At 62.8% G+C, this 23,923-nt stretch carries 21 protein-coding genes and 4 tRNA genes; 19 read left to right on the plus strand and 6 right to left on the minus strand.

The window, feature by feature from the left end; all coding sequences use genetic code 11:
* Positions 1 to 906: 906 nt before the first annotated feature.
* The 4 genes from ACHFFR_RS00155 to ACHFFR_RS00170 all read left to right on the plus strand — a co-directional run bounded on the left by ACHFFR_RS00155 (position 907) and on the right by ACHFFR_RS00170 (position 5,364).
* Entirely contained in the window at positions 907 to 2,493 is a 1,587-nt protein-coding gene (locus tag ACHFFR_RS00155; protein WP_394262248.1) for an aspartate:alanine exchanger family transporter, read from the plus strand.
* Positions 2,494 to 2,678: 185 nt separating this feature from the next.
* A complete protein-coding gene (locus tag ACHFFR_RS00160; RefSeq protein ID WP_394262249.1) occupies positions 2,679 to 2,963 on the plus strand; it encodes an HU family DNA-binding protein in 285 nt (94 codons plus the stop codon).
* A gap of 284 nt (positions 2,964 to 3,247) precedes the next feature.
* Positions 3,248 to 3,595 (plus strand): DUF3039 domain-containing protein, encoded by a 348-nt coding sequence (locus ACHFFR_RS00165; protein ID WP_394262250.1) that lies wholly within the window; start codon positions 3,248 to 3,250, stop codon positions 3,593 to 3,595.
* A complete protein-coding gene (locus tag ACHFFR_RS00170; protein ID WP_394262251.1) occupies positions 3,592 to 5,364 on the plus strand; it encodes a DEAD/DEAH box helicase in 1,773 nt (590 codons plus the stop codon). The genes ACHFFR_RS00165 and ACHFFR_RS00170 overlap by 4 nt, the downstream gene beginning before the upstream one ends.
* Positions 5,365 to 5,396: 32 nt before the next feature.
* Here ACHFFR_RS00170 and ACHFFR_RS00175 read toward each other — a convergent pair whose 3' ends face one another.
* A complete protein-coding gene (locus tag ACHFFR_RS00175; protein WP_394262252.1) occupies positions 5,397 to 6,752 on the minus strand; it encodes a nicotinate phosphoribosyltransferase in 1,356 nt (451 codons plus the stop codon).
* 160 nt (positions 6,753 to 6,912) lie between these two features.
* On the opposite strand from ACHFFR_RS00175, the gene clpS reads away from it, so the two are divergent.
* The 6 genes from clpS to rdgB all read left to right on the plus strand — a co-directional run bounded on the left by clpS (position 6,913) and on the right by rdgB (position 10,972).
* A complete protein-coding gene (gene clpS / locus ACHFFR_RS00180) occupies positions 6,913 to 7,209 on the plus strand; it encodes an ATP-dependent Clp protease adapter ClpS (protein WP_394262268.1) in 297 nt (98 codons plus the stop codon).
* 11 nt (positions 7,210 to 7,220) lie between these two features.
* The gene (locus ACHFFR_RS00185; protein ID WP_394262253.1) at positions 7,221 to 7,880 is read left to right on the plus strand and encodes a DUF2017 family protein; all 660 of its coding nucleotides are present in this window, start codon (positions 7,221 to 7,223) and stop codon (positions 7,878 to 7,880) included.
* Between the two features lie 10 nt (positions 7,881 to 7,890).
* On the plus strand, positions 7,891 to 8,709 hold the full coding sequence (murI, locus tag ACHFFR_RS00190; RefSeq protein ID WP_394262254.1) for a glutamate racemase: 819 nt from the start codon (positions 7,891 to 7,893) through the stop codon (positions 8,707 to 8,709).
* Positions 8,706 to 9,503 (plus strand): MBL fold metallo-hydrolase, encoded by a 798-nt coding sequence (locus ACHFFR_RS00195; protein WP_394262255.1) that lies wholly within the window; start codon positions 8,706 to 8,708, stop codon positions 9,501 to 9,503. Before murI ends, ACHFFR_RS00195 begins: the two co-directional genes overlap by 4 nt.
* Before the next feature lie 102 nt (positions 9,504 to 9,605).
* Positions 9,606 to 10,376, plus strand: coding sequence for a ribonuclease PH (gene rph, locus ACHFFR_RS00200; RefSeq protein WP_394262256.1), 771 nt, complete (start codon positions 9,606 to 9,608; stop codon positions 10,374 to 10,376).
* On the plus strand, positions 10,373 to 10,972 hold the full coding sequence (gene rdgB, locus ACHFFR_RS00205) for an RdgB/HAM1 family non-canonical purine NTP pyrophosphatase (protein WP_394262257.1): 600 nt from the start codon (positions 10,373 to 10,375) through the stop codon (positions 10,970 to 10,972). Before rph ends, rdgB begins: the two co-directional genes overlap by 4 nt.
* Positions 10,973 to 11,676: 704 nt before the next feature.
* On the opposite strand, the gene ACHFFR_RS00210 is transcribed toward rdgB, so the two are convergent.
* Positions 11,677 to 12,207: a DUF4916 domain-containing protein gene (locus ACHFFR_RS00210; RefSeq protein WP_394262258.1), complete on the minus strand. Its 531-nt coding sequence runs from the start codon at positions 12,205 to 12,207 to the stop codon at positions 11,677 to 11,679.
* A 142-nt stretch (positions 12,208 to 12,349) separates the two neighbouring features.
* Between ACHFFR_RS00210 and ACHFFR_RS00215 the strand changes: the two genes are divergently transcribed.
* From ACHFFR_RS00215 to ACHFFR_RS00225, 3 genes are all read left to right on the plus strand, one after another.
* Entirely contained in the window at positions 12,350 to 12,643 is a 294-nt protein-coding gene (locus ACHFFR_RS00215; RefSeq protein WP_394262259.1) for a hypothetical protein, read from the plus strand.
* 12 nt (positions 12,644 to 12,655) lie between these two features.
* Positions 12,656 to 13,141, plus strand: coding sequence for a thioredoxin-dependent thiol peroxidase (gene bcp, locus ACHFFR_RS00220; protein ID WP_394262260.1), 486 nt, complete (start codon positions 12,656 to 12,658; stop codon positions 13,139 to 13,141).
* A gap of 73 nt (positions 13,142 to 13,214) precedes the next feature.
* A tRNA-Leu gene (locus ACHFFR_RS00225) sits at positions 13,215 to 13,296 on the plus strand.
* A 232-nt stretch (positions 13,297 to 13,528) separates the two neighbouring features.
* Here the strand turns inward: ACHFFR_RS00225 and ACHFFR_RS00230 are convergent.
* Positions 13,529 to 15,322, minus strand: coding sequence for an AMP-dependent synthetase/ligase (locus tag ACHFFR_RS00230; RefSeq protein ID WP_394262261.1), 1,794 nt, complete (start codon positions 15,320 to 15,322; stop codon positions 13,529 to 13,531).
* Positions 15,323 to 15,443: 121 nt separating this feature from the next.
* Between ACHFFR_RS00230 and ACHFFR_RS00235 the strand changes: the two genes are divergently transcribed.
* Positions 15,444 to 16,211, plus strand: coding sequence for a fumarylacetoacetate hydrolase family protein (locus ACHFFR_RS00235; RefSeq protein ID WP_394262262.1), 768 nt, complete (start codon positions 15,444 to 15,446; stop codon positions 16,209 to 16,211).
* 105 nt (positions 16,212 to 16,316) lie between these two features.
* On the opposite strand, the gene ACHFFR_RS00240 is transcribed toward ACHFFR_RS00235, so the two are convergent.
* A complete protein-coding gene (locus tag ACHFFR_RS00240) occupies positions 16,317 to 17,477 on the minus strand; it encodes a MalY/PatB family protein (RefSeq protein ID WP_394262263.1) in 1,161 nt (386 codons plus the stop codon).
* A 33-nt stretch (positions 17,478 to 17,510) separates the two neighbouring features.
* Here ACHFFR_RS00240 and gltX point away from each other — a divergent pair, with 33 nt between their 5' ends.
* Positions 17,511 to 18,995 (plus strand): glutamate--tRNA ligase, encoded by a 1,485-nt coding sequence (gene gltX / locus ACHFFR_RS00245; RefSeq protein ID WP_394262264.1) that lies wholly within the window; start codon positions 17,511 to 17,513, stop codon positions 18,993 to 18,995.
* 17 nt (positions 18,996 to 19,012) lie between these two features.
* Here the strand turns inward: gltX and ACHFFR_RS00250 are convergent, their stop codons facing one another.
* Both ACHFFR_RS00250 and ACHFFR_RS00255 read right to left on the minus strand, forming a co-directional pair.
* Positions 19,013 to 20,191, minus strand: coding sequence for a hypothetical protein (locus ACHFFR_RS00250; protein ID WP_394262265.1), 1,179 nt, complete (start codon positions 20,189 to 20,191; stop codon positions 19,013 to 19,015).
* A 35-nt stretch (positions 20,192 to 20,226) separates the two neighbouring features.
* Positions 20,227 to 22,032 carry a glycoside hydrolase family 15 protein gene (locus ACHFFR_RS00255; protein WP_394262266.1) on the minus strand — a complete coding sequence of 602 codons (1,806 nt, stop codon included), beginning with the start codon at positions 22,030 to 22,032 and terminating at the stop codon, positions 20,227 to 20,229.
* A gap of 119 nt (positions 22,033 to 22,151) precedes the next feature.
* Here ACHFFR_RS00255 and ACHFFR_RS00260 point away from each other — a divergent pair, with 119 nt between their 5' ends.
* From ACHFFR_RS00260 to ACHFFR_RS00275, 4 genes are all read left to right on the plus strand, one after another.
* A complete protein-coding gene (locus tag ACHFFR_RS00260; protein ID WP_394262267.1) occupies positions 22,152 to 23,408 on the plus strand; it encodes a hypothetical protein in 1,257 nt (418 codons plus the stop codon).
* Positions 23,409 to 23,542: 134 nt separating this feature from the next.
* Positions 23,543 to 23,614, plus strand: a tRNA-Gln gene (locus tag ACHFFR_RS00265).
* Positions 23,615 to 23,673: 59 nt separating this feature from the next.
* Positions 23,674 to 23,746: transfer RNA gene (locus ACHFFR_RS00270), tRNA-Glu, on the plus strand.
* Between the two features lie 75 nt (positions 23,747 to 23,821).
* A tRNA-Glu gene (locus ACHFFR_RS00275) sits at positions 23,822 to 23,894 on the plus strand.
* The last annotated feature ends 29 nt before the right edge of the window (positions 23,895 to 23,923 follow it).

Consider the following 23,923-nt stretch of genomic DNA (forward strand, 5'->3'; position numbering starts at 1 on the left):
TCTTGTACCACGCCGTATCCGGGTCCGTGGCAAGCGTGCCGATGGTTGCGGTGACGGCCGTGGCGATGCCCGTGCCAACAAGCTTCTTAGTAAATCCCATTACTTATCTCCTTTATGTCCGTAGTGCTCACGCTAACAATCGCAGACCTGCGCCGTCAGTCTTTCACCCCTCAGCGAGAATCCCCGCCTGGCAACCACAACCCATCCATAACCCCCCGCCAGCAGCCGAACAACCCGAACGGTACGCCGCCTAGCAACCACAACCAATCAATAACGCCAGCCAAAGCCCCCAACGCCGTAGCCGTGCACTAGTCGGCGTACTAAACGGGTCAGCGCAACCTAGGCGGCGTACTAAACGGGTCAGCGCAACCTAGTCGGCGTACTAAACGGGTTCGTAACCCCCTCGTTAGGTACGCCCTTCTCCGATTGGTACGCCGCCTGGCGAAAACCAACCCGAATAGTACGCCGCCAAGCAAAAACGACGACGATCGCCCCCGCCAAAGCGCCCTGTACAGGAGACGCAACCTAGACGGCGTACTAAACGGGTCAGCGCAACCTAGTCGGCGTACTAAACGGGTTCGTAACACCCTCGTTAGGTACGCCCTTCTCCGATTGGTACGCCGCCTAGCGAAAACCAACCCGAATAGTACGCCGCCTAGCGAAAACCAACCCGAACGGTACGCCGTCCATCGGCGCAGAAATGCCAGGGGAACGTCGTCGGGCGGAAATGAACCCGAACGGTACGCCGCTTGGCGGCTAGGAGTCCCAGGGGCACGTCGTCGGGCGGAAACGAACCCGAATAGTACGTCGTCCAGTGAGTAACGACGACGATCGTGACCTTGGGTGTGATTGGCGCGCTACTTTCGCGCCGGCGTAGTCGATAGAGTTCCAGCGTGGATATTCCACATGCGTGAAAGGTTGCCCGTGGCAGATTTGCTGACATCATCCCCGCTGATGACTCTCTTCCTCGTCGTCGCCCTCGGCGGCGTCCTTGGACTCATCCCCTTTGGAAAGCTCAAGTTCGGAGCCGCGGGCGCGCTCTTCGTGGGCCTGTTCATCGGCAATATTGCCCCTGACCTGGGCGCCTCGATGGGCCTCGTCCAGAACCTCGGGCTTGCCCTGTTCGTCTACATGGTCGGCCTGTCTGCAGGCCAAACGTTCTTCCGCGACCTCAAAAAGCACTACAAGTTCATGCTCGCATCGGTGGGGGCGATCGTTCTTGGAGCGGTTGCCACCATCTTGACCGGACCACTCTTTGGCCTCTCGTCAGAGCTGTCGGTCGGCATCTTTGCCGGCTCGCTGACGAACACGCCAGCCCTCGCAGCGGCCACGGCCGTCACCGGCACCGCTGAGCCCGGCGTCGGCTACTCGCTGGGCTACCCGGTAGGCGTGTTTATGGGCATCGTCTTCGTGTCGATGATCGTCTCCCGGACGTGGCCCGAAACGAATGACACCCCTTCCCACGCGGGTCAGAGCCTGTCCGCCGCCACCGCCGTCATCGAACGCGAGATCCCGTTGCGCGACGTTCCCGGTTGGCGCGAGCAGGACATCCGCGTCTCCTACCTGTACCGCAACGGAAAGACCCGAGTGATAAGCCCGGGCGAGGAGCTTGAGGCGGGCGACCAGATCGTCGTCGTTGGAATGGAAGACGCCGTCAAAACAGCCGTTGACGCCATCGGGCACGTACAACCCGAGCATCTTGCGGATGACCGGTCGCGGGTCGACTTCCGGTCGTTCACTGTCTCCGAGAGGGATCTGGCGGGCAAAACGATCGCCGAGCTTAACCTGCCGGGGCGCTTCGGCGCGGTGGTCACGCGCATCCATCGCGGTGACTTCGAACTGCTCGCCTCCGACTTCGAGCATCTGGACATCGGCGATCGCGTCATGGTCGCGTTCCCGCGCCCCGAGTACGAAAATCTCGAGAACTTCTTCGGCAACTCCGAGCGGACGGTGACGCAGGTCGACGCCGTCGGGCTCGGCTTGGGCATGGTGCTCGGCTTGCTGCTTGGCATGATCGAGGTGAGCCTGCCAGGTGGTGGCACGTTTAGCCTGGGATCGGCGGCGGGCCCGCTGATCGTCGGCATGGTGTTGGGATATCTCCAGCGCACCGGCCCACTTGTGTGGCAGCTCCCGATAGCTGCGAATGAGACGATTCGTCAGCTGGGCTTACTTCTGTTCTTGGCGGCTGTGGGAATCGCGTCCGGACCGGCGTTCGCGGATACGGCGTTCTCGATGACGGGCCTGAAGTCGCTGGCCGTTGGAGCGATCATTGCGGCGGTCGTGCTGATCGCCGTCGCCGGTTCAGGGCGCGTGCTCGGCGTGAGTGCGCAGCGCACCGCGGGCACGATGGCGGGGGCGTTTGGTCAGCCCGCGATCCTGTCCTTCGCTCAGTCCAAGGAACAGGACGAGCGCATCGAATCCGGATACGCCTCCGTGTTCGCGCTGGCGATGATCGTGAAGATTCTGCTCGTTTACGTCATTGTGGCGTTCTAAATGACCGCACCGATCTGTGATCGGTGTGAATGGTGTGACGCCAGTGATCACCTAACAGAGAAATGTTGTGTAATTATCGGCAAAACGCCGAGATGAGTTGGTGTTTGTGCCGGTATTTCGGCTAGGTTCTTATCTAGCGGCTCAAAACGAGCCGAGTTTCTGACAAACAACTGAGAGGTAGATACATGTCCCTCAACCGCACCGAACTCATCGCCAAGATTGCTGAAGAGTCGGGTCTGACCAAGACCGACGCCGACAAGGCCATCTCGGCTCTCCAGGACGTCCTCGTTGATTCGCTCTCGAAGGGCGAGGCTGTCAAGATCACGGGCCTCATGTCCGTTGAGCGCACCGAGCGTGCAGCACGCAAGGGCCGCAACCCGCGTACGGGCGAAGAAATCCAGATCCCCGCTGGCTACGGCGTGAAGATCTCGGCTGGATCCACCCTCAAGAAGGCTGTTTCCAACAAGTAAGCTTTTTACACTTCAAGAAGGGCGCTCGGATGATCGGGCGCCCTTCTTGTTGCTTTGCGCCTTGTTGCTTTGCGCCTTGTTGGCTTGCTGCCTTGTTGACTTGGCGGCTTGACTCGCGGGGTTGTCTCGCGGGGTTGTCTCGTGGGGTTGTCTCGTGGGGTTGATCCGGGAGGTTGCCCCCGCTCACACGCTTTCCCGCACACGCCAAATTGCGCACCGAGGTCTGTGGGAATGTCCACCTGCCACTCTTCGAAAATGTCGGTGGCTGGATCTAGACTGGAGCCATGTCTACAGATCCCCATTCTGATCCCCAGGCGCCAGGTGGCCCGGCCCAGCCGGAGTCGCCGTCGCTGAAGCCGGATTCATCTACAGCCACGCTCGAACGTACCCGCGAGGAGCGCGAGCCGGGCGATGAGGATCGCTATGCCCATTACGTGCGCAAGGATCGCATCACCCAGTCGGCCGTCGAAGGCGGGCCCGTGGTAGCGCTGTGCGGCAAGATCTGGACCCCGGTGAGGAACCCGGATAAGTACCCGATCTGCCCCACGTGCAAGGCGATTTTTGAGGGCATGGGGAAGTCGGGCAACTCGTGGCCGTTTGGCCCGAACCCGCCTGGCGGCGGTAACGAGTGAGCGGCCGCTCGCAAGCTCCGCAGTCAGTTTCAGTATCAGCAGCACAAAACCTTCCTCCCGTTTACCCGCAGCGCGCTGCATGGGGAACGGCTGGATCACTGCGTGCCTGGCAGGCTGCCGCGCTTGAACAGTACCTCGAGGCAAACCCGCGCGACTTCCTAGCCGTCGCCACACCGGGCGCCGGAAAGACGACCTTCGCGCTGCGCGTTGCCACCGAGCTTATGGCCCGCAAGATCGTTGCCGAAGTAACGGTTGTGTGCCCGACGGAGCACTTGAAATATCAGTGGGCGGAAGCGGCCGCGAGGGTCGGCCTCAAACTCGATCCCGACTTCACCAATGCACACGCCGGCCTCGGCGCATCGTTCAACGGTGCCTGCGTGACCTACGCGCAGGTGGCCCGCGCTCCCATGATGCACCGCCACCGCACATCGGCTCGCTCCACGCTCGTGATTCTCGACGAGATCCACCACGGCGGCGATGCGCTGAGCTGGGGAGATGCCATCCGCGTGGCCTTCGAACCGGCGAAAAAGCGCCTCTCGCTAACCGGCACGCCATTCCGGTCAGACTCCGCCGCGATCCCATTCGTCGACTACGAGCCGGACTCCGACGGTACCCCGCGCTCGCGCGCGGACTTCTCCTACGGGTACGGCGAAGCGCTCAAGGACGGGGTTGTTCGTCCTGTCATGTTCATGTCCTACACCGGCGACGTGAGCTGGCAAACCAAGCACGGCGAGATTATGAGCGCCACGCTCGGCGAACCGCTGACGAAGGACATGGAGGCTCAGGCCTGGCGCACGGCTCTCGACCCGAACGGCGATTGGATCACCTCGGTTCTCGCGGCCGCCGATGACCGCCTGAGTATCGTGCGCGAGGGGATCCCCGACGCCGGAGGCCTCGTCATCGCCACGGACCACAAGGCCGCCCGCGCCTACGCCTCAGTGCTTGCCCAGATTTCGGGGGAGACCCCCACTGTCGTCCTCTCCGACGACGACGGCGCCTCCGATCGCATCCATGAGTTCTCGACGAGCACCTCGCGATGGATGGTGGCCGTTCGCATGGTCTCGGAGGGCGTTGACGTTCCGCGCCTGTCGGTGGGCGTCTATGCGACGTCGACGGCGACCCCGCTGTTCTTCGCCCAAGCCATCGGGCGTTTCGTCCGCCAGCGCTACCGAGGCGAGACGGCGTCGATCTTCCTGCCCTCCGTTCCGAACCTGCTTGGCCTTGCCGGTGAACTCGAAAAAGAGCGCGATCATGCGCTGTGGGTTAAGCCCGGGGAAGAGGGCTGGGACGATGACCTACTCGAGCAGGCTCAACGCGAGGAGAAAGCCTCCGACGAGCTCGACGGGCCCGGATACGCCGCGCTGTCGGCGGACGCGACCTTCGACCGCGTCGTCTACGACGGCGACGATTTCGGCTCGTGGGCCGAGGTTGGCTCGGAGGAGGAAGCGGATTTCCTCGGAATCCCGGGCCTCCTCGAACCCGATCAGGTGGCGACCCTCCTGCGCGAGCGGCAGGACTCCCAAAAGGCGCGCAACCGCGCCACAGACGAGACGCGTTCGGGCGTCATGGAATCGCGCAAGCGCCGCGAGGCGCGCAAGCAGCTGTCAGATCTCGTCTCGGCGTACGCGGCGAAGACCGGGCGCGCGCACGCGCTCATTCATACAGATCTGCGCAGGGCGTGCGGTGGCCCAGAAGTAGCCCGGGCCTCGCTTGAGGAAGTCGAGGCCCGGATTCTGAAGATTCAACGGTGGTTTGTGGGGCGTTCCTAACCCACGGCGCGGTTCGCCGCCGTGGTCCGTGCCTAGTCGTCGCCCTCGAAGATGTCGACCATCGTCGTCAGCAGGGCCGGATCGCCCTCGGACAGGCGCCACGCCGAGTAGGGGAGCGCCGCGCGCGAATTGCGGTGGCGTTCTGCCGCGCGAGCGAGCTCTCCATCGCGGGTGTAGTCCTCGTTGATCTGCCCACCGTCCACGAGCTTGACCTGCAACGGGCGCGCCTTGTGCTCCTCCAGATAGGCCAGGCCGTCGTCCCATGTTTCCGCAGAAACCACGAGTTCGCCGGTTGCGCGGCCCGTCTCGTCGTGCGTTCGGCCTGCAACCTTCAATCCGCCCACCGATCCCTTGGAATCGGAGAGCTTGGCGACTTCCTGCATCGAGCCGTCCTCACGTTCGCGCGCGACGAGCTTGTAGACAAGCTGCGCGGTCGGGATGCCCGAGCCCGTCACGAGCTTGGTTCCCACGCCGTACGAATCGACCGGGGCGGCGTTGAGCGCCGCGATCGAGTACTCGTCGAGGTCGGAGGTGACGGTGATCTTCGTCGTCGTCGCTCCCATGTCGTCAAGCTGCTTGCGCACCTTGAACGCCTCGGCAACCAAATCGCCGGAGTCGAGGCGGACCGCGCCGAGCTCCCCGCCGGCCTCGCGCGCGACCTTGACGGCAAGGTCCACGCCCTTTTCGACGTCGTACGTGTCCACGAGCAGCGTCGTATCCGTTCCCATCGACTCGATCTGCGCGCGGAAGGCGTCCTCCTCCGTGTCGTGCAACAGCGTGAACGAGTGCGCGGCTGTGCCGATCGGGCGGATGCCATAGGAGCGAGCGGCCTCGAGATTCGAGGTGCCGACGAAGCCGCCGATGACGGAGGCGCGTGCGGCTGCCACCGCGGCGTATTCGTGCATGCGGCGTGCGCCCATTTCGAGGCACGGGCGGTCGTGGGAGGCGATCGTCATGCGAGAGGCGGCCGTTGCCACGGCCGAGTCGTAGTTCAGTATCGACAGGATCATGGTCTCGAGCACGACGGCGTCGGCGAACGTTCCCGTGACCGTCATCAGCGGCGATCCGGGGAAGTAGACCTCGCCCTCGGTGTATCCGTAGATGTCGCCCTTGAATTCGTAGTTCGCGAGCCACTCGATCGTCTCGTCGGAAACGATGCCCGCCGCCCGCACGTAGTCCACTTCGGCCTCCGTAAAGCGGAAGTTTTCCAGCGCTTCGAGCACGCGGCCAGTTCCAGCGACGACGCCGTAGCGGCGGTGCCCCGGCAGTCGGCGCCCAAAGACCTCAAAGACGGACGCGCGATCGGCAGTTCCTGATTTCATCGCCGAATCGACCATCGTCAGCTCATACATATCGGTTAGCAACGCGGTGCTGGTAAAATTCGTCATGGTCTAACGTTATATCCCACGGCGATGTTTTTTCTTCACTTCTGCCTTATTTTGCGAGGTTGGGGCCGTGCGGAGCGAGGTGAAAGCCGTGCGTGAGGCTCTTGTGTGAAACCGCGCTCCTTATTTTTCACAACCCACTAGAATTGACCGCGTGTGTGTCATGACTGAATCCACCCCGACTCCCAGCCCCGCTGAGTCGCCCGCCGAGGCCCCGGCGCCGACCACCGGCTGGCTCACAGTCGTGCACAACGACCCCGTGAACCTCATGTCCTACGTGCAGTGGGTGTTTGAATCGTACTTCGGGATGGATCACAAGACGGCCTACATGAAAATGATGCAAGTTCACCACAACGGGCGAGCGGTGGTCTCCAACGGACAGCGCGAGCAGATGGAAACCGACGCACAGGCGATGCATTCGTACGGCCTGTGGGCAACGATCGAGGCTGATGCCCAATGATGGCATTTCGAATGGTAAGAGGCGGATACCAGGCGCGCGCCAACGTCGAAGAGCGCACCATGCTCGCAAGCCTGGCACGCGACGTCGTGCTCCTGCTCGGCTCGGACGTGGAGCACGAGGCCGAACGCCGCGCCCAAGAATTCGACCCGGACGATCCGCTCGCAGCGCTCGAGGCCGACGTCGCCGATATTGCGGAAACGATCGCCGCGGAAAACGAGCCGATTCCGGACCTTCCCATCGATCAGGCAATCGATCGGCTGCTTCCAGACATGAGCGAGGACCCAGAGGAGGCCGCCACCCTGCGCGACCTCACCGAGAACTCGATCGCCGCGGCGAAGATCGAAAACCTCGTCACCTTTTACCAGGATCTCGAGGCGGTGCCAGACGGCGAGGACGCCATCATTTTGGCGAACGAGCAAACCCCCGCGTGGATGGCCGCGCTCAATGACATTCGTCTCGTCTTGGCCGCCCGGCTCGATATCAACGACGACGCCACGGCCACCACCGTCTTCGAGCGGGCGGGGATGTTTACCGGTACGCGATCGCGCGAGACCGAGAATCTTCCCGAGATCGAATCGCCCGACGACATGCTGGCCGTCCTGTATACGATGACCACCTGGTGGCTAGATTCACTGGTCACGGCAGTGAGGAATAAGGCGCTACGCGGGTAGCATTCGATGCATGGATAATTCACCGATTGGTGTGTTCGACTCTGGCGTCGGCGGGCTGACAGTAGCCCGTGCCATCATCGACCAATTGCCCGGTGAATCCATTACATACATTGGCGATACTGCCAACAATCCCTATGGTCCGCGCCCGATCGCGCAGGTGCGCGAGTTCGCGCTTGAAATCATGGACCACCTCGTGGAATCCGGCGTGAAGATGCTAGTCATCGCGTGCAACTCGGCATCGGCCGCAGTATTGCATGATGCGCGCGAACGCTACACGGTGGGCAAGGGGATTCCGGTTGCTGAGGTGATCCAGCCGGCCGTGCGCGGCGCCGTGCGCGTGACGTCGAATAACAAGATCGGCATCATCGGCACGCAGGCGACGATCAAGTCCGGTGCTTACGAGGATTCGTTCACGGCGGTTCCCAATATCGAATTGACGACGGCGGCCGCGCCCCGGTTCGTCGAGTTCGTCGAGCGGGGGATCACGACGGGGCCCGAACTGCTCGCGATCGCCGAGGAATACCTTGCGCCTATCAAGGCCGCGGGTGTGGATACGCTCGTGCTCGGCTGCACGCACTACCCGCTGCTGAAAGGCACCCTGTCTTACGTCATGGGCGACGACGTGGCTCTCGTCTCCTCCGCCGACGAAACCGCTCGCGACGTGTACAAAGAACTCACCGCGCGCGATCTGCTGCGCGATCCCGATGCGGGCGCGCCCACATACACGTTCCTTGCCACGGGAGATGCGCAGGACTTTCAACAGCTCGCACGCCGTTTCCTCGGCCCAGAGGTTCTCAGCGTGCAACCACTCGAGGGGGGATTACGGTGAAGCTCACCATCATCGGATGTTCTGGATCGATGTCTGGCAAGGATTCGCCGGCGTCGTCCTACCTTGTTCAAGCCGAGGGCGCCGACGAGGCCGGCGCCTCGCGCACATGGACGCTCATCATGGATTTCGGTCCGGGGGCGATGGGGCATCTGCTCAGGTACGTGGACCCGGCGCGCGTGGACGCGATGATGCTCTCGCACCTGCACGCTGATCACTGCGTGGACCTTGTGGGCATGCAGGTGTTTCGGCGCTGGTATCCCGAGGGTGCGCTCTCGAGGCTGCCCGTGTTCTCGCCGGGTGATGGAGCCGCGCGAACTCGCGGAATCTCCGATGATCCCGCCGACGAAACCTACGAGGGCGAGTTTGACTTCCAGTCTGTCAAGCCTGGCCACACGGTGCAGGTGGGCCCGATGTTTGTGGAGTTCTTCGAGGCGTACCACACGGTGGAGGCGCTCTCGATTCGCATTACCGGGCCCTCCGAGGAGGATCCGACCAAGCAGGTCGTGCTCACATTCACGGGGGATACGGACTACGCGAGCACCGTCGTCGACGCCGCTCGCGACGCCGATCTTCTCCTGTCCGAAGCGGCGTTCGAAGAGGAGCGCGACACGGTTGAGGGCATTCACCTGACCGGCAAGCGCGCGGGCGAACTGGCGCACGAGGCGGGCGCGAAGCGCCTACTGCTCACGCACCTCCAGCCATGGACGAACCCGGTTCGCACCGTCGAAGACGCCGAGGCTGTGTACGACGGCGAGGTCGCCGTCGTGAAAGCCGGCGAGGTCTACACGGTCTGAGCGCTGACGTGGCGCCGGGCGATCTGGTTCGCTCGGTCTCGCAGCTCCCGATCAGGTTCCGCCCATTCTGATTCCACTGCGGCCACCGTCTAGACTTGTGGCATGAGTGAATTTACCCGTGCAGACGGCCGCAGCGTCGATGAACTGCGAACCATTCGAATCACCCGCCGTTATCTTGACCAGGGCGAAGGCTCCGTGTTTGTGGAGTTTGGAAAGACCAAGGTGCTGTGTGTCGCCTCGCTGACCGAAGGCGTGCCGCGCTGGCGCAAGGGGAGTGGGCTCGGCTGGGTCACCGGCGAATATGCGATGCTGCCGCGCGCCACGGATTCGCGCTCCCAACGTGAATCCGTCCGTGGCAAGGTTGGCGGGCGCACCTCCGAGATCTCGCGACTGATCGGACGCGCGCTGCGTGCCGTCGTCGACTTCCAAGCACTCGGCGAGAACACCATCGTTTTAGACTGCGACGTCCTGCAGGCCGACGGCGGCACCCGCACGGCGTCGATCACCGGCGCGTATGTGGCGTTGGCGGACGCCGTCGAATACGGCATCGCTCAAGGCTGGATCAAGCCGCGCAAGGACACGCCGGTGCTGCGCGATTCGATCAGCGCGATCTCGGTGGGCGTTGTGGATGGCGTGGCGGTGCTCGACCTCCCGTATGTGGAGGACGTTGCTGCTGATACGGACATGAATGTGGTCATGACGGGCTCGGGCGAGTTCGTCGAGGTGCAGGGCACCGCGGAGGAACAGCCGTTTGATCGCGAGCTGCTCAACCAGATGCTCGACCTCGCGGTGAAGGGCAACCACGAGCTCACCGAACTGCAAAACCAAGCGCTCGCGTCGGATGGGCCGGCGGAACTGGGAGACTGGGCATGATCATCCTCGCTTCCCGCAACGCCCATAAGCTCACCGAGGTTCGAGAGATTCTTCAGCCGTTGGTGCCCGAACTTGACGGCATCGATGGGGCGCCGGACGACATCCCCGAGCCTGTGGAAGACGGGCGGACCTTCGCCGAAAACGCGGTGATGAAAGCCCAGCAGATCGCGCTTCGGCTCGGCGTGCCCGCCATCGCCGATGACTCGGGTCTGTGCGTGGACATCATGGGCGGGGCGCCGGGCATCTTTTCCGCCCGGTGGGCGGGGCGCCACGGCGACGATCTCGCCAACCTCCACCTCCTGCTCAACCAACTCGACGACGTCAAGGGCGAGGATCGCACCGCCCGCTTCGTGTGCGCCGCCGCGCTGGCGCTACCGGACGGGACCGTCGTCGTCGAAGAAGGGGAGATGGCCGGAACGCTCCGGTACGAGCCAGTGGGCGAGGGCGGATTTGGCTACGACCCGATCTTCCAGCCGGACGGCCACGACGTCACCACCGCGCAGCTTGCGCCCGAGGAGAAGAACGCGATCTCGCACCGCCGCAAGGCGTTCGAGGCTCTCGCGCCCCACATCCAGCGGGCTCTCGAAGCGGAGTAGCGCGGCGGCCTATGGGCGGATTAGCGGGGTAGCGCGCAAGCCCCGCGCGTCGCGCTTTCTAGACCCGCCCCGCGCGTACCAAGGCCCTCCGGGCTCGCCGCACTCCAGGCGGCGTACCATTCGGGTCAGTTTTTCCTTCGACGACGCCGTTCTCGCGGCTGCCTAGCCTAGGCGACGTACCTTTCGGGTCAGTTCCGCCACCAACGACGCCGTCCTCGCGGCTGTCTGGCCTGAGCGGCGTACCTTTCGGGTCGGTTTTCCCTAGGCGGAGCACCATTCGGAGAAGGGCGTACCTATCGAGGGGGCCTGGAACCCGTTTGGTACGCCGCCTGAGGGGCAGTTCCCGTTACTAGACCCAGCCGAGGGTGGCGAGCGCCTGCGTGATCACAGCTGCGGCCTCGGCGGAGCACTAATCGGGTTCACTACGCAGCGGGCGGCGTACCTTTTGGATCAGTTTCGCCACCAACGACGCCGTTCTCGCGGCTGTCTGGTCTGGGCGGCGTACCTTTCGGGTTAGGTCTGCCACCAACGACGCCGTCCTCGCGCTGTCTGGTCTGGGCGGCGTGCCTTTCGGGTCGGTTTTCCCTAGGCGGAGCACCATTCGGAGGAGGGCGTACCTATCGAGGGGGCCTGGAACCCGTTTGGTGCGCCGCCTGTCCTAGATCAACCCATTTGGTACGTCGGATGCGGGGCAGTTCCCGTTACTAGACCCAACCGAGGGTGGCGAGCGCCCGCTTGACGATCCCCACGTGCTTGGGCAGGATCTCGCCTTGCAGTTCGGGGGTCTTGAGCTCGCCAGGCGTAAACCAGTTGATTTCGAGTGAGTCTGACGAGGGGTTGCAGTCACCCATGACGGGAATGATGTAAGCCATCGACACCGCGTGCTGACGCGGATCATGCCAGCCCTCGCCCGGCGTCGGGAAATACTCGGCGACCATGAACGGCACGATGTTCACCGGAAGCTGGGGCAGGGACATCTGGCCGAGGTCCTTCTCGAGGTGACGCACGAGAGCGTCGCGGATCGACTCGTGGTAGAGCACGCGGCCGGAGACGAGGGAGCGGGTGAGGCCGTCGTCGGCGACGGTGAGGAGCAAACCGACGGAGTTGAGCGAACCGTCGTCGTTGAGCTGGACGGGAACTGCGTCCACGTACAGCATCGGGACCTTCCTTCGCACAAATGCCAGTTCTTCTGGCGAAAGCCAAGGTCCCATGTCTCCAGATGCTATGTCGCTCATGCGAATCATTGTGCCAGCGCGCCCGCCCGATATGTAGGTATAGCGTTCGGTATTTGCCACCGGTGAACGGGAGGCAATCCGCGGGCGGAGGGTCGGGGAAGTGTGGCAGAGTGGGGTCGTGCAAAGATTTGAACGGCCTTTGATGAACGTCGCCCTCGTGTTCATGGTGGTGATGTTGATTGCTGGTTGGTACACGGTATTCCGCGTGAATTTCGATTCCGCCGTGGTGATTGCGGCGGGAATTGGCACGGCGGCTGTGGCTTTTGGGGTTTATGGGTGGACGCGCGACGCCCTGTACTTCGTTGCGGGCGGGGCACTCGGAGCGGGTCTCCTTTTCCCGACCGTGCTGGGCATCGTGCCCATGATCATCGGCTTTGTTCTTTTCATCCTGTTAGTTTCGCTCCGCATGTTCAACGACACCTTTGAGGGACGTTAGGAAAGGGACATCATGGCAAATCCAATTAGGCTGACGACGGGCGACAAGGCCCCTGATTTTACGCTCGATACCGACGACGGCAGCGTGACGCTCTCGGAGGAGGTCGCCAAGGCGGAGCAGGGCGTGATCGTTTACTTCTATCCGAAAGCAATGACCCCGGGGTGCACCACGGAGGCGTGCGATTTCCGCGACAGCGAGAACTCGCTCAAGGCCGCCGGTTACACGGTGATTGGCATTTCGCCTGATTCGGTTGACTCGCTGAAGAAGTTCGCCGAGAAGGAGTCGCTCAATTACACGCTCGCCTCTGACCCAGACAAGCAGGTCATGAAGGAGTATGGGGCGTTCGGGACGAAGATGAACTACGGCAAGGAAGTTGAGGGCGTCATTCGCTCCACGGTCGTGGTGGGCAAGGATGGCAATGTTGTGCACGCCGCGTACAACGTTAAAGCTACTGGTCACGTGGCGCGGCTGCGCCGCGACCTCGGGATTGACGAGTAACCACCGGGGTGCCGAACTCCACCCACGGGCAATTTCTCGTTGCCGAATGCGGCCGTTACACTGATCCAGTAACGCGCGAGTGGCGGAATTGGCAGACGCGCTGGATTTAGGTTCCAGTGTCTTCGGACGTGTGGGTTCAAGTCCCACCTCGCGCACGAGCGGCCACATGATTAGATCATGTGGCCGCTTTTGTGTGTGCTTGTTAGCGGTGCTGGCGGACGCCCGATTGGCGGTGCTGGCGGGTGTGGGTTCGCGATCCGGTGTGTAACCGGGGCAGGTTCTCTCTAAACGGTGCAGGAAGTTCCTGCCCGGTTTGACCGGAACTTGCACCATTTGCGAATGTGGAGCGGGCTCGGCGGCTCGGCCGGCCCGCCCCGCGAGCCTCGCTTACGCGTAGAGGTTCTCGATCTCGTTGGCGTAGCGCTTGGCAACCACGTCGCGCTTGACCTTGAGCGACGGCGTCAGCAGCCCATTTTCCACCGAGAAGTCGCCGTTCACCACGGAGAACTTACGGATCGATTCGGCGCGCGACACCTTCTTGTTCGTGCGCTCAATCGCACGCTCGAGCGAGGCGAGCACGCCGGGGTGCTTGGCAGCCTCAACCACGCCCATGACGGGCAGGTTATGGGCCTTCAGCCACGCCGGAAGCATCTCGGCATCGAGAGTGATGAGCGCACCGATGAACGGCTTCTGGTCGCCGACCGCCACGATCTGCGAAATGAGCGGATGGCTACGCAACGGATCCTCGAGGGCAGCGGGGGAGACGTTCTTGCCGCCGGCCGTCACGATGATCTCCTTCTTGCGACCTGTGATCGTGAGGAAGCCCTGCTTGTCGAGCTCGCCCAGGTCGCCGGAGTGGAACCATCCTTCGGCATCCAATACCTCGGCGGTCGCCTCTGGATTGTTTTGGTAGCCCTGGAAAATCTGCGGCCCGCGGATGAGCACCTCGCCGTCGTCGGCGATTTTGATGTCGGTGCCCGGGAGCGGCGTGCCCACGGTGCCCATCTTGATGTTGTCGAGATGATTGACCGTTGCCGGGCCGGTGGTTTCGGTCAGGCCATACGCCTCGACGACGGTCAGGCCGATACCGCGGAAGAAGTGGCCGATGCGCGTACCCAGCGGAGCACCCGCGGAGACGGCGTAGTTGCAGTTCTCGCCGATGATGTTCGTGATCTTCGACAGCACGAGCTTGTTGGCGATCTTGTACTGGATAGATCGGATCGGCCCGCCACCCTTCTTCGAGTACTGAACTGCCACCTCGGCGGCCCAGCGGAAAATTTTGCGCTTCGTGCCCGCGCCGGCCTTCGCCTCGGCGGCGTTGTAGATCTTCTCGAGCACGCGCGGAACCACGAGGAGTGTGGAGGGCTTGAACGTCTGGATATCTGCCAGCAGGTTCTTGAGGTCCGGCGTCTGACCGACCACGCCACGGCCCGCAATCGCGAGAATGAAGACGACGCGCGCCATGACGTGCGCCATCGGCAGGAACAGCAGCATGCGGGTCTGCTTCGTGTCGATGATCTGACGCATGTGCGGGATGACGTTGAGCCCCATGTCGATGAAGTTGCCGTGCGTGAGTTCCACGCCCTTGGGCTGCCCGGTCGTGCCGGACGTGTAGATCACCGTTGCGAGCGTGTCCCCGGTGAGTGCGTCACGACGACGGTCGACCTCGGCCAGCTCCACACTCTCGCCTTGCGAGTAGAGCTCGATGAGCCCGTCCTGATCGAGGGAAAGGACGCGCCCGAGGCGGGGCGTGCGCTGCGACTCGACGAGAGCGGCCTGCACGTAGGTGTCGGTCATGACGAAGCGAACATCGGAGTTCTCGAGGATCCAGCGGATCTGCTCGGCCGAGTCCGATTCGTAAATGGGAACGACGACGAGGCCCGCGCTCATGGCGGCAAGGTCGATGAGGTTCCACTCGTAGGAGGTGGCGCCGAAGATTGCGACGGCGTCGCCTTCCTTGAGCCCCTCGGCGATGAGGCCGCGGGCGACGGCGTTGACGTCGTTGAGATACTGGGTGGTGGTGACTTTCTTCCACTCGCCGAGGTTGACCTGGCGTTCAATGCAGACTTGATCGGGCCAGTTCTTCTGGCGGCGGGTTAAGAGCCACGGGATGTTCATCCACGGCTCGATCTCGATTGTGCGCTTCTCGGAGAACGAGCCGTCGCGATTCTTCTTCACCATGTGCGTCCTTACGGATAGGTAACTGACCGAATAGTAGGTTACGTTACCGTAACGAGAGTGCAGGCTCGGTTATTTGCGCGTGGAACGTCTCACACACTCAGATGCGCGCTAGGCTGAGGACATGAAAATTGCGCGCCTTTCACTGAATCAAGGTCCACGCTTTGCTGTCGTGGACGAAGACACCGGCAACTACATGGTTCTCGCAGATGATCCTATGTATTCGGGTATCGAACCGACCGGTCAGGTCGTCGCCCAAGCGGACGCGAACCTCGTCTCGCCGATGATCCCTCGCTCGAAGGTGGTGGGCATCGGGGATAACTACAACACGCCGAGTAACCGTCCGGATCCCGAGACTGTGCCGACGGTTTTCCTGAAGCCGAACACCGCCGTCGTCGGGCCAAACGTTCCGATCACGATCCCCAGCTGGGCGGGCGACGTACGCCACGAGGCAGAACTCGCCGTCATCATCTCGCGCATCGCCAAGGACGTGCCGGTGGAAATGGCCGACGACGTCATCTTCGGCTACACGGTAGCCAACGACGTCACCGATGCTACGACACAAGCCACGGACGCACAGTGGTCACGCGCCAAGGGCTTCGACACCTCGTGCCCAATCGGCCCGGTCATCGTGACCGAGCTCGATACGTCCGACCTGCAAATCACCATCTCGGTCAACGGCGAGGAACGCGGGCGCGGCACCACCGCCGACCTCGCACGCGACGTCAGGCAGCTCGTGTCCCAGGCCTCGCACATGTTCACGCTCTTGCCTGGCGACATCATTTTGACGGGCAGCCCGTTCGCGGCGGTTGAGGCTGCGGTCGGCGACGACGTCGTGTGCGCCGTCGAGGGAATTGGCGAGTTGCGTAACCCGGTGGTTGCGGACTCCTAAAGCACTGAGTTGCTAGCGCGCCGATGCCCTAGAGTGCTGGCCCAGAGCACGGGCGCAGAGCCCGGGCCAAGAGTACAGACCCAGAGCAACCAGAGCCCAGGCGCGCTAGAGGCCAAAGGCCTCGTCGATCTGGGCGATGGCCTGCTCGAGGATGGGCCGCGGCGTGGCAAGGATGATGCGCGCGTAATTCTCGTAGCCCTCCCCGCATGCGAGGCCAGGTGTCAGCGCTACGCCGCAGTTATCCTGAATCCACTGTGCCGCCGGGCTCGTGACGATCCCGCTGTCCGCCGCCTCCGTGAAATCCAGCCAGCCGATGTACGTGCCCTCGATGTGCGGCGCCCACACGCCCGGCCAGCGCTCGACGGCCTGCTCGAAGAGATCGCGGTTGCCGCGAAGGTAGTCGAGGATCTCCGCGCGCCACTGCCCGCCGTCGTTGTACGCGGCGATGGTCGCGCTCGCGCCGAGTGTTGACGTGATGGACGCGGCCCACCCCAGATAGGGCTCGAGCTGCGCTTCGTGCTCGGGATTGGACAGCACGAGTTGCGCGCACTTTAGCCCCGGGATCGACCAGCCCTTCGACGCCGCCACGGCCGTCACCGTGTGAGACGCGGCCACATCGTTGACCGAGGCGTAAGGAACATGCTCGCCCTCGAGGACGAAGGGCGCATGGATATCGTCGGAGAACACGTGGGCATCGGGAAACTGGTCGACGACCTCCGCCAGTGCCTCCAGCTCCTCGCGCGTATACACGCGACCGGCTGGATTCGCTGGATTCACGAGCAAGAGCATCTGCGCCCCGCGCTCGAAGCCGGCCCGAATGCCTTCCAGATCAAGCTCGTAGCGGCCATCGACGAGCCGCGATGGGACCTCGATCATCTCCCGGCCCATCGCGGGTACGAGGGCCGTGAACCCCATGTAAGCCGGTGTTGGCAAGATCACGGGCGAACCCGACGTCGTTAACTGATCGATGACGACGCGCGCCGCCGAGACGACGTCGGGAATCGCGAAAACCTGCTCGGACCGCGGAGCCCACGCCGTGTTGTCCGCCAGCCAGGTAGCGGTGGCCTCCTGCAGGGCCCGTTTAGCGGCGTCGGATCGGTAGCCAATGCCCGGGCTATCGGCGTAATCACGAAGTACTTTCTTAATCGGTTCAGCGATCCCCAGGTCCATTTCGGCAACGAACATGCCGATGTCGTCTGGGAACGCTGCCCACTTGAGGGTGCCGGAGTCTCGGAGGTGGTCAAGAGTCATCTCATCGAAATTCATGTTTCCACTCTAGCGGGGTAGCCTAGAGGAACTATGAGCAATAAAGTTCGCGTTCGCTTTTGTCCATCTCCAACCGGCACCCCGCACGTGGGTCTGATCCGCACATGCCTGTTCAATTGGGCCTATGCCCGCCACACGGGAGGCACGTTCATTTTCCGTATCGAGGATACGGATCAGGCACGTGATTCGGAGGAGTCCTACCAGCAGCTTCTCGATTCGCTGCGCTGGCTCGGCTTGGATTGGGACGAGGGCGTCGAAGTGGGCGGCCCCCACGAGCCGTACCGCCAGTCCCAGCGCATGGATATTTACGCCGACGTGGCCAAGCAGCTTGTGGACGGCGGGTACGCTTACGAGTCGTTCACAACGCCGGAAGAGACGGAAGCGCGGCACGTGGCGGCTGGTCGCAACCCCAAGTTGGGTTATGACGGCTACGATCGCGATCTGACCGACGAGCAAAAGGCGGCATACCGAGCCGAGGGCCGCGAGCCGGTTTTGCGCATGCGGATGCCCGATGAGGACATTACGTTCAACGACACGGTGCGCGGCGAGGTGACCTTCAAGGCAGGCTCGACGCCCGACTACGTGATCATGCGCGCCAACGGGCAGCCCCTGTACACGCTGACGAACCCGGTCGACGACGCGATCACCGAGGTCACCCACATTCTGCGCGGCGAGGATCTGCTCTCGTCCACACCACGCCAGATCATCATGTACCGTGCCCTGCTCGAGCTCGGCATTGCGAAGAACATGCCCGAGTACGGCCACCTGCCCTACGTCATGGGCGAGGGGAACAAGAAGCTCTCCAAGCGAGACCCCGAGGCGAATCTGCTGCTCCATCGCGAGCGCGGCATGATCCCGGAGGGTCTGCTCAACTACCTCGGCCTGCTCGGATGGTCCGTTGCCGCTGATCGTGACCTGTTCGATCGCGAAGAAATGATCGAGAAGTTCGACGTGCACGACGTGAACCCGAACCCGGCGCGTTTTGACGACAAGAAGGCCGTGGCGATTAACGCCGAGCACATCCGCCGTCTCGACGCCGAGGACCTGCGAGATCGCCTCCTGCCGTACCTGAAGAAGGACGGGCTGATTGATACGGAGAGCTACGCAGAGCTCGACGCCGACACGCAGGCGATCCTTGACGCCGCGGCTCCGCTCGTACAGACCCGCATCCAGCTCCTTGGTGAGGCGCCGGCCTTGATGGACTTCCTGTTCAAGAGCGCAGATGAGCTCGAGTATCAGGACAAGCCCGTGGCGAAGCTGCGCGACACGGCACCAGCGGTGCTCGATGCAGCCACGGCGGCGTTTGAGGACGTCGAGGAGTGGACGATCGACAACATTAAGGCTGCCGTGGACGAGCACGTGACGAACGCTCTCGAGATCAAGCCGCGCTTTGCCTTCCAGCCGCTATTCGTGGCGATGACGGGCACTAACGTGTCTCTTCCCGTGGTTGACTCCATGGCGATCTTGGGCAAGGACGAGACGCTCGCTCGCCTTCGCCGCTTCCGCGCGACGATCTAGATAGCCTGGCGCAGCGCTTAATGGTCCCGCACAGGATCCACGAAATAGATCGTTGATCCGGGCGTCCATCCTGTGAGCATCGCCGTGCCCGTAAGGCCCTCGGAGTCGACGACGATCGGCACGTACGCAAGCTGGAGCGCGGCAGGTATTCCGTAGCGGACGGCGTCGTAATTCTGGGCCAATGCGTGCCAGTTGACCCCGAGGCTGATGGGCGCCTGCGTGCCAGCCCAGTCGTGGGACATGGACGTGCCGTTGATCTCGCCCAACCTTGTGGGGTATCTCTCGATGAGGGAGCGGACTGAGTCGACGTCGGATAGCTCGTAGACGCGAAGGTCGCGAAGTGTACGAAGTGGGTGGTCGATCGCGAAATCGCCGGCGTCGTCGCCGTAAACCTCTGCGGTAGATTCGACCGGAATAGACTGGAGGCGCTCACGCTCAAGATCTGCCAGGAGTTGTGCTCGCGTCATCCCCATGGCCGCTAGATCCGCGTCGGTAATGTGACTATCGTCCTCGGCGAACGCCTCCGGATCCTCGCGGTCGTAGGCAATCCACACGGGCATGGGAATCTGGGAGCTCGCCCACCAACTAAACCCGACCAGCTCGGGCGGAGTCCCTCCAACCAACCGCGCACTCGAGTCAAAACGGTGCTCGACATGGGCGACGTCGGGGCGCGTGAGCCACTGCTCGAGGCCGGGCAGCTGGAGAAGCTGACCAAGCACGGCATCGGCCTGATCGCGTTGGGCTTGCGTTGCCAGTGCGTCGATTGCAATGTCACGTGCGTGGGTCCCAAAGGCGTAGCCTACCGTGGCAGAATTTAGCGCCTGCTTGATCGCCTGGGCGTCGATCGCCTCTGCTGTGATGGCAGCACGCGCCCATGTTAAAACCGCCTCCCAATAGTCGTGAACGTAGCGCGCGAACTGCGCGAACGGCGAATCGGGTTTCGGGATGGATTCGACGTATGCGCGTTGTTCATCCGAGACAGCGCCAACTAGCCAAGTGAATTGGCTGGTAGATGAAGGGTCGGCGTCGGGTAGCAGATGAATATTCGGGAGCTGTTGTAGGCCGGACGCCCATTGCGGTGCGCTACCGTGCACCGGATCGCAGATGCCAGCCAGACTCTCAATGGCTGTTCGCGTGAGGAGACGCCCGTGGAGTCCGGGGTGGACTGTGAGCTTGGACGGGTGCCAATCGCGCACAGCCGTATCACGCCTACGAAACCGCACCATTGCGATCAATCCTCGCGGTATTCACGCCCGGGCCTGGCACCGGCGAGCGCGTCGGCAGCGCGGATGAGCCCCAGATGCGAAAACGCCTGCGGATAGTTTCCAGCCAACCGGCCATGCTCGGTGGAGTACTCCTCGGAGAGCAGGCCAAGTGGCGAGGCCACGGCCACCACGCCGTCCATGATGCGCTTGGCGTCGTCGTCGCGCCCGGTCAGCGCGTACTGCTCCGCGAGCCAGAACGTGCAGATAATAAACGGGTACTCGTCGCCATCCAGCCCGTCCTTGCCGGACTGGGTGCGATAGCGGTGCAGGAAGCCGTGCTCGTCGAGGAGGTCCTTCTCAATGCGCTCGACAGTGGAGAGCATGCGCGGATCGTCGTACTCGATGAAACCGATCTGGGGGAGTTGGAGCAGCGAGGCGTCCACCTCGGTGGATCCGTACGTCTGCGTGTATGACTGGATCTCCTCGTTCCAGCCCCGCTCCTCGACCTCCTTGCGCAGGGCGTCGCGGTGCTTGCGCCACTTCTCCACGTTGCCTTCGAACCCGTGTTCTTCCACGGCGCGAATTCCGCAATCGAACGCCGCCCACATCATTGCCCGCGAATGCGTGAATTCTTCGAGCTCGCCGCGCATTTCCCAGATGCCGTGCTCGGGGCGGTCGAGATTCACGGCGGCGTATTCGAGGAGTTCCTTTTGGAGGTTCCACGAGCGTTCGTCTTCGTCGATACCGGCCTCGCGCATCTTCGCGAGGGCCACCATGACCTCACCGACGACGTCGCCCTGGAACTGCTCAGCCGCTCCGTTTCCGATGCGCACCGGCCTCGAGTTTTCGTAGCCGGGCAGGTGCTCGAGCTCGTGCTCGGGCAGGTGGAGCTCGCCGCCAAGGCCATACATGATGCGCAGGCTGTGGATGTCGCCCGCCAGCGCGCGCAGCAGCCATCCGCGCCACGCCATCGCGCCGTTCTTGAAGCCATGTGCGATGAGTGCCTCGATCGTCAGCGCCGAATCGCGCAGCCAGGTGTAGCGGTAGTCCCAATTGCGTTCGCCACCGAATTCCTCCGGCAGCGACGTCGTGGGTGCAGCCACGATGCCGCCCGTGGCGTGATCCGTGAGCGCGCGCAAGACGAGGAGCGATCGCGTGATGTAGTCCGCGTAAGGACCCTTCGCCTCGATGGTCGAGGACCACTCATCCCAGTACTCGAGCGTGTCTTCCAAGAGCTTGTCAAAATTATCCCGCTCGGGCTTGTCCGTGTAGCTCAGAGCCCAGATGAGGTCCCAGCGCAGGGTGTCGCCTTCCTTCAGGGGGAACGACGCGCGGTGAGCCTCGTCGTCGGGCGTTGGCAACGGGCCCGTCAGGTACACGGCGTTCGGGCCGGCGGTGGCCTGAAGTGCGCGCCTGCCCTCAATCGTCACCTGTTCGACCCACGGCACAGACTCGCCGTAATTGAAGCGGATGCGGAAATCCATCTCGATCTCCACCTCGCCGCTCGTGCAGGTGACCTCGCGAATGAGATCAGACTCATCGGTGATGTCGCCGCGGGTGGGCATGTACTCGGTGATGGTTGCGGTTCCCGTGGGCGTCTCCCACTCGGTGTCAAGAACAAACGAGCCATCCCGGTATGTGCGCGAGACGACCGTGCCGTCCTTGGGCGCCAGCTTCCATCGCCCGTGCGATTCATCGCCCAGCAGCTTCGTAAACACCGCCCCGGAATCAAATCGGGGCAGGCATAGCCAGTCAATCGATCCGTCTTCAGAGACGAGTGCGGCAGTGCGCATATCGGACAGGAGCGCGTATTGTTCCAAATGTGTACTCACGTCCGAATCCTTTCAGGATCGGCCACGTTTTTTGCCTCCATTTAGCGCCCCGCGATATTTCGGCCGCGAAAGGCGCAATTGCCTAGTGCGAGCCGCGAGGCGGTTCATACGATGGGGACGTGAAGAAGACATTTATCATCCTTGGCGGCGCGGGCGACCTCGCGCAACGACTACTCATCCCCGGCATCGCGGAGTACGCCTCGATTGAGGGCGTGGAGTTCACAATCGTGGGCGCCGGACGCACCGATCCGGGCGACTACGCGGAGTTTGTCCGCGAAGCCGCCGCCGACGTCGACGACGACGTGGCAAAGGATCTCGCCTCGCGGGCCGAGTTCGTGGTGGCGGACGCAACGAAGACGGAGGACCTGCGCAAGCTCATCAAAGGCCGCGGTTCCGACGTCGTCGTGTATTTCGCTCTCGCGCCGGAAATCGCTGTCGACGCGATCGATGCGATGAAGGGCGCGGACGTCCCGGAGTCGATGACGTTCGCGATGGAAAAGCCCTTCGGCGACGACGCCGACGCGGCGGCCGAGCTGAACGCCCACCTTCTCGACTTGCTTGACGAGGAACAGATTTTCCGAGTCGATCATTTCTTGGCGACGTCGGGCACGCTCAACTTCGATGCGCTGCGCAAGGCGAACAGGCTGATCACGTCGTCGTGGTCGAATGAGGACGTTCAGGCAATCACGCTGACGTATAACGAGATGGTGGCGCTCGAGGGCCGCGCGGAGTTCTACGAGTCGACCGGCGCGGCTGAGGACATGCTGCAGTCGCACCTGCTCCAGACCTTGGCACGCATTCTTGCTTTCGGGGACAGCACGCCAGAGGACATCCTCAAGGCGATCAAGCCGCTATCGGCCCGGAAGGGACGCTACACCGAGGGCACGGTGGACGGAAAGAAGGTTCCGTCCTACGTCGATGAAGAGGGCGTGGATCCGGCAAACGACACGGAGACGTGGTTCCGGGTGGTCGTGGACGTCGATACGCCCACGTGGACGGGTGTTCCGATCACGCTCGAATCGGGCAAGGCCTTTGGCCAAGAGGTCAACGAGATCTGTCTGACGTTCAAGCCAAACGGCGAGTGCGAGCCGAACAAGCTCACGCTCGGCTTCAACGACGAGGACGTGGCCATCACCCTGAATGCGGCTGATCCCGCGCGCATGGGAAGCACGGTAATTGAACTGACTGCCGATCTGGCGCCCGTCAAGATGTCCGCCTACGGGCGCGTGGTCAAGGGCATCATCGAACACATCGACTACCTCGCCGTTGCGGCCGACGCCGCGGTGCTGGGGTGGGACGCCATGGAGCGCATCGGGCGCCTGCTCGAGGACGCTGAGATGGAGGAATACCCGGCGGGTATCGACGAGATCGAGTAGCCCGAACAGGCAGGCTGGCTGAGCTTCTGGCTCGCGCGGAGGGTGAGTACCTTCACGTGCGAGCCAGTTTGCCTAGCAGGGTAGTGGTGGTTAAGATAAATACTCGTTGCCCTCCTGAGGGAGGCGCACCACCTTGGGGTATGGTGTAATTGGCAGCACGAGTGATTCTGGTTCATTTAGTCTAGGTTCGAGTCCTGGTACCCCAGCAAGACGGTCGATTGATCGTTGAACGGTCGAAAGATCGTTGCGGTTTTCCGCGAAATAGGCCCCGTTCGTCTAGCGGCCTAGGACGCCGCCCTCTCACGGCGGTAACACCGGTTCAAATCCGGTACGGGGTACAGGTTGCATCAACCTAGGTGCAATCAGTTAATATTGACCAGCAGTTTATATTGCACGGCAGTATTGGCTCATAGGCCCCGTTCGTCTAGCGGCCTAGGACGTCGCCCTCTCACGGCGGTAACACCGGTTCAAATCCGGTACGGGGTACAAGATGAGGCCCCCGGAGAAATCCAGCA

This window comes from Trueperella sp. (genome assembly GCF_043424875.1).
Taxonomy (GTDB): domain Bacteria; phylum Actinomycetota; class Actinomycetes; order Actinomycetales; family Actinomycetaceae; genus Trueperella.

Coding starts and splice junctions, on each gene's coding strand:
- ACHFFR_RS00155 (WP_394262248.1), top strand. CDS start 907: ATGCGTGAAAGGTTGCCCGTGGCAGATTTGCTGACATCATCCCCGCTG.
- ACHFFR_RS00160 (WP_394262249.1), top strand. CDS start 2,679: ATGTCCCTCAACCGCACCGAACTCATCGCCAAGATTGCTGAAGAGTCG.
- ACHFFR_RS00165 (WP_394262250.1), top strand. CDS start 3,248: ATGTCTACAGATCCCCATTCTGATCCCCAGGCGCCAGGTGGCCCGGCC.
- ACHFFR_RS00175 (WP_394262252.1), bottom strand. CDS start 6,752: ATGACGAATTTTACCAGCACCGCGTTGCTAACCGATATGTATGAGCTG.
- clpS (WP_394262268.1), top strand. CDS start 6,913: ATGACTGAATCCACCCCGACTCCCAGCCCCGCTGAGTCGCCCGCCGAG.
- ACHFFR_RS00185 (WP_394262253.1), top strand. CDS start 7,221: ATGGTAAGAGGCGGATACCAGGCGCGCGCCAACGTCGAAGAGCGCACC.
- murI (WP_394262254.1), top strand. CDS start 7,891: ATGGATAATTCACCGATTGGTGTGTTCGACTCTGGCGTCGGCGGGCTG.
- rph (WP_394262256.1), top strand. CDS start 9,606: ATGAGTGAATTTACCCGTGCAGACGGCCGCAGCGTCGATGAACTGCGA.
- rdgB (WP_394262257.1), top strand. CDS start 10,373: ATGATCATCCTCGCTTCCCGCAACGCCCATAAGCTCACCGAGGTTCGA.
- ACHFFR_RS00210 (WP_394262258.1), bottom strand. CDS start 12,207: ATGAGCGACATAGCATCTGGAGACATGGGACCTTGGCTTTCGCCAGAA.
- ACHFFR_RS00215 (WP_394262259.1), top strand. CDS start 12,350: ATGAACGTCGCCCTCGTGTTCATGGTGGTGATGTTGATTGCTGGTTGG.
- bcp (WP_394262260.1), top strand. CDS start 12,656: ATGGCAAATCCAATTAGGCTGACGACGGGCGACAAGGCCCCTGATTTT.
- ACHFFR_RS00230 (WP_394262261.1), bottom strand. CDS start 15,322: ATGGTGAAGAAGAATCGCGACGGCTCGTTCTCCGAGAAGCGCACAATC.
- ACHFFR_RS00235 (WP_394262262.1), top strand. CDS start 15,444: ATGAAAATTGCGCGCCTTTCACTGAATCAAGGTCCACGCTTTGCTGTC.
- ACHFFR_RS00240 (WP_394262263.1), bottom strand. CDS start 17,477: ATGAATTTCGATGAGATGACTCTTGACCACCTCCGAGACTCCGGCACC.
- gltX (WP_394262264.1), top strand. CDS start 17,511: ATGAGCAATAAAGTTCGCGTTCGCTTTTGTCCATCTCCAACCGGCACC.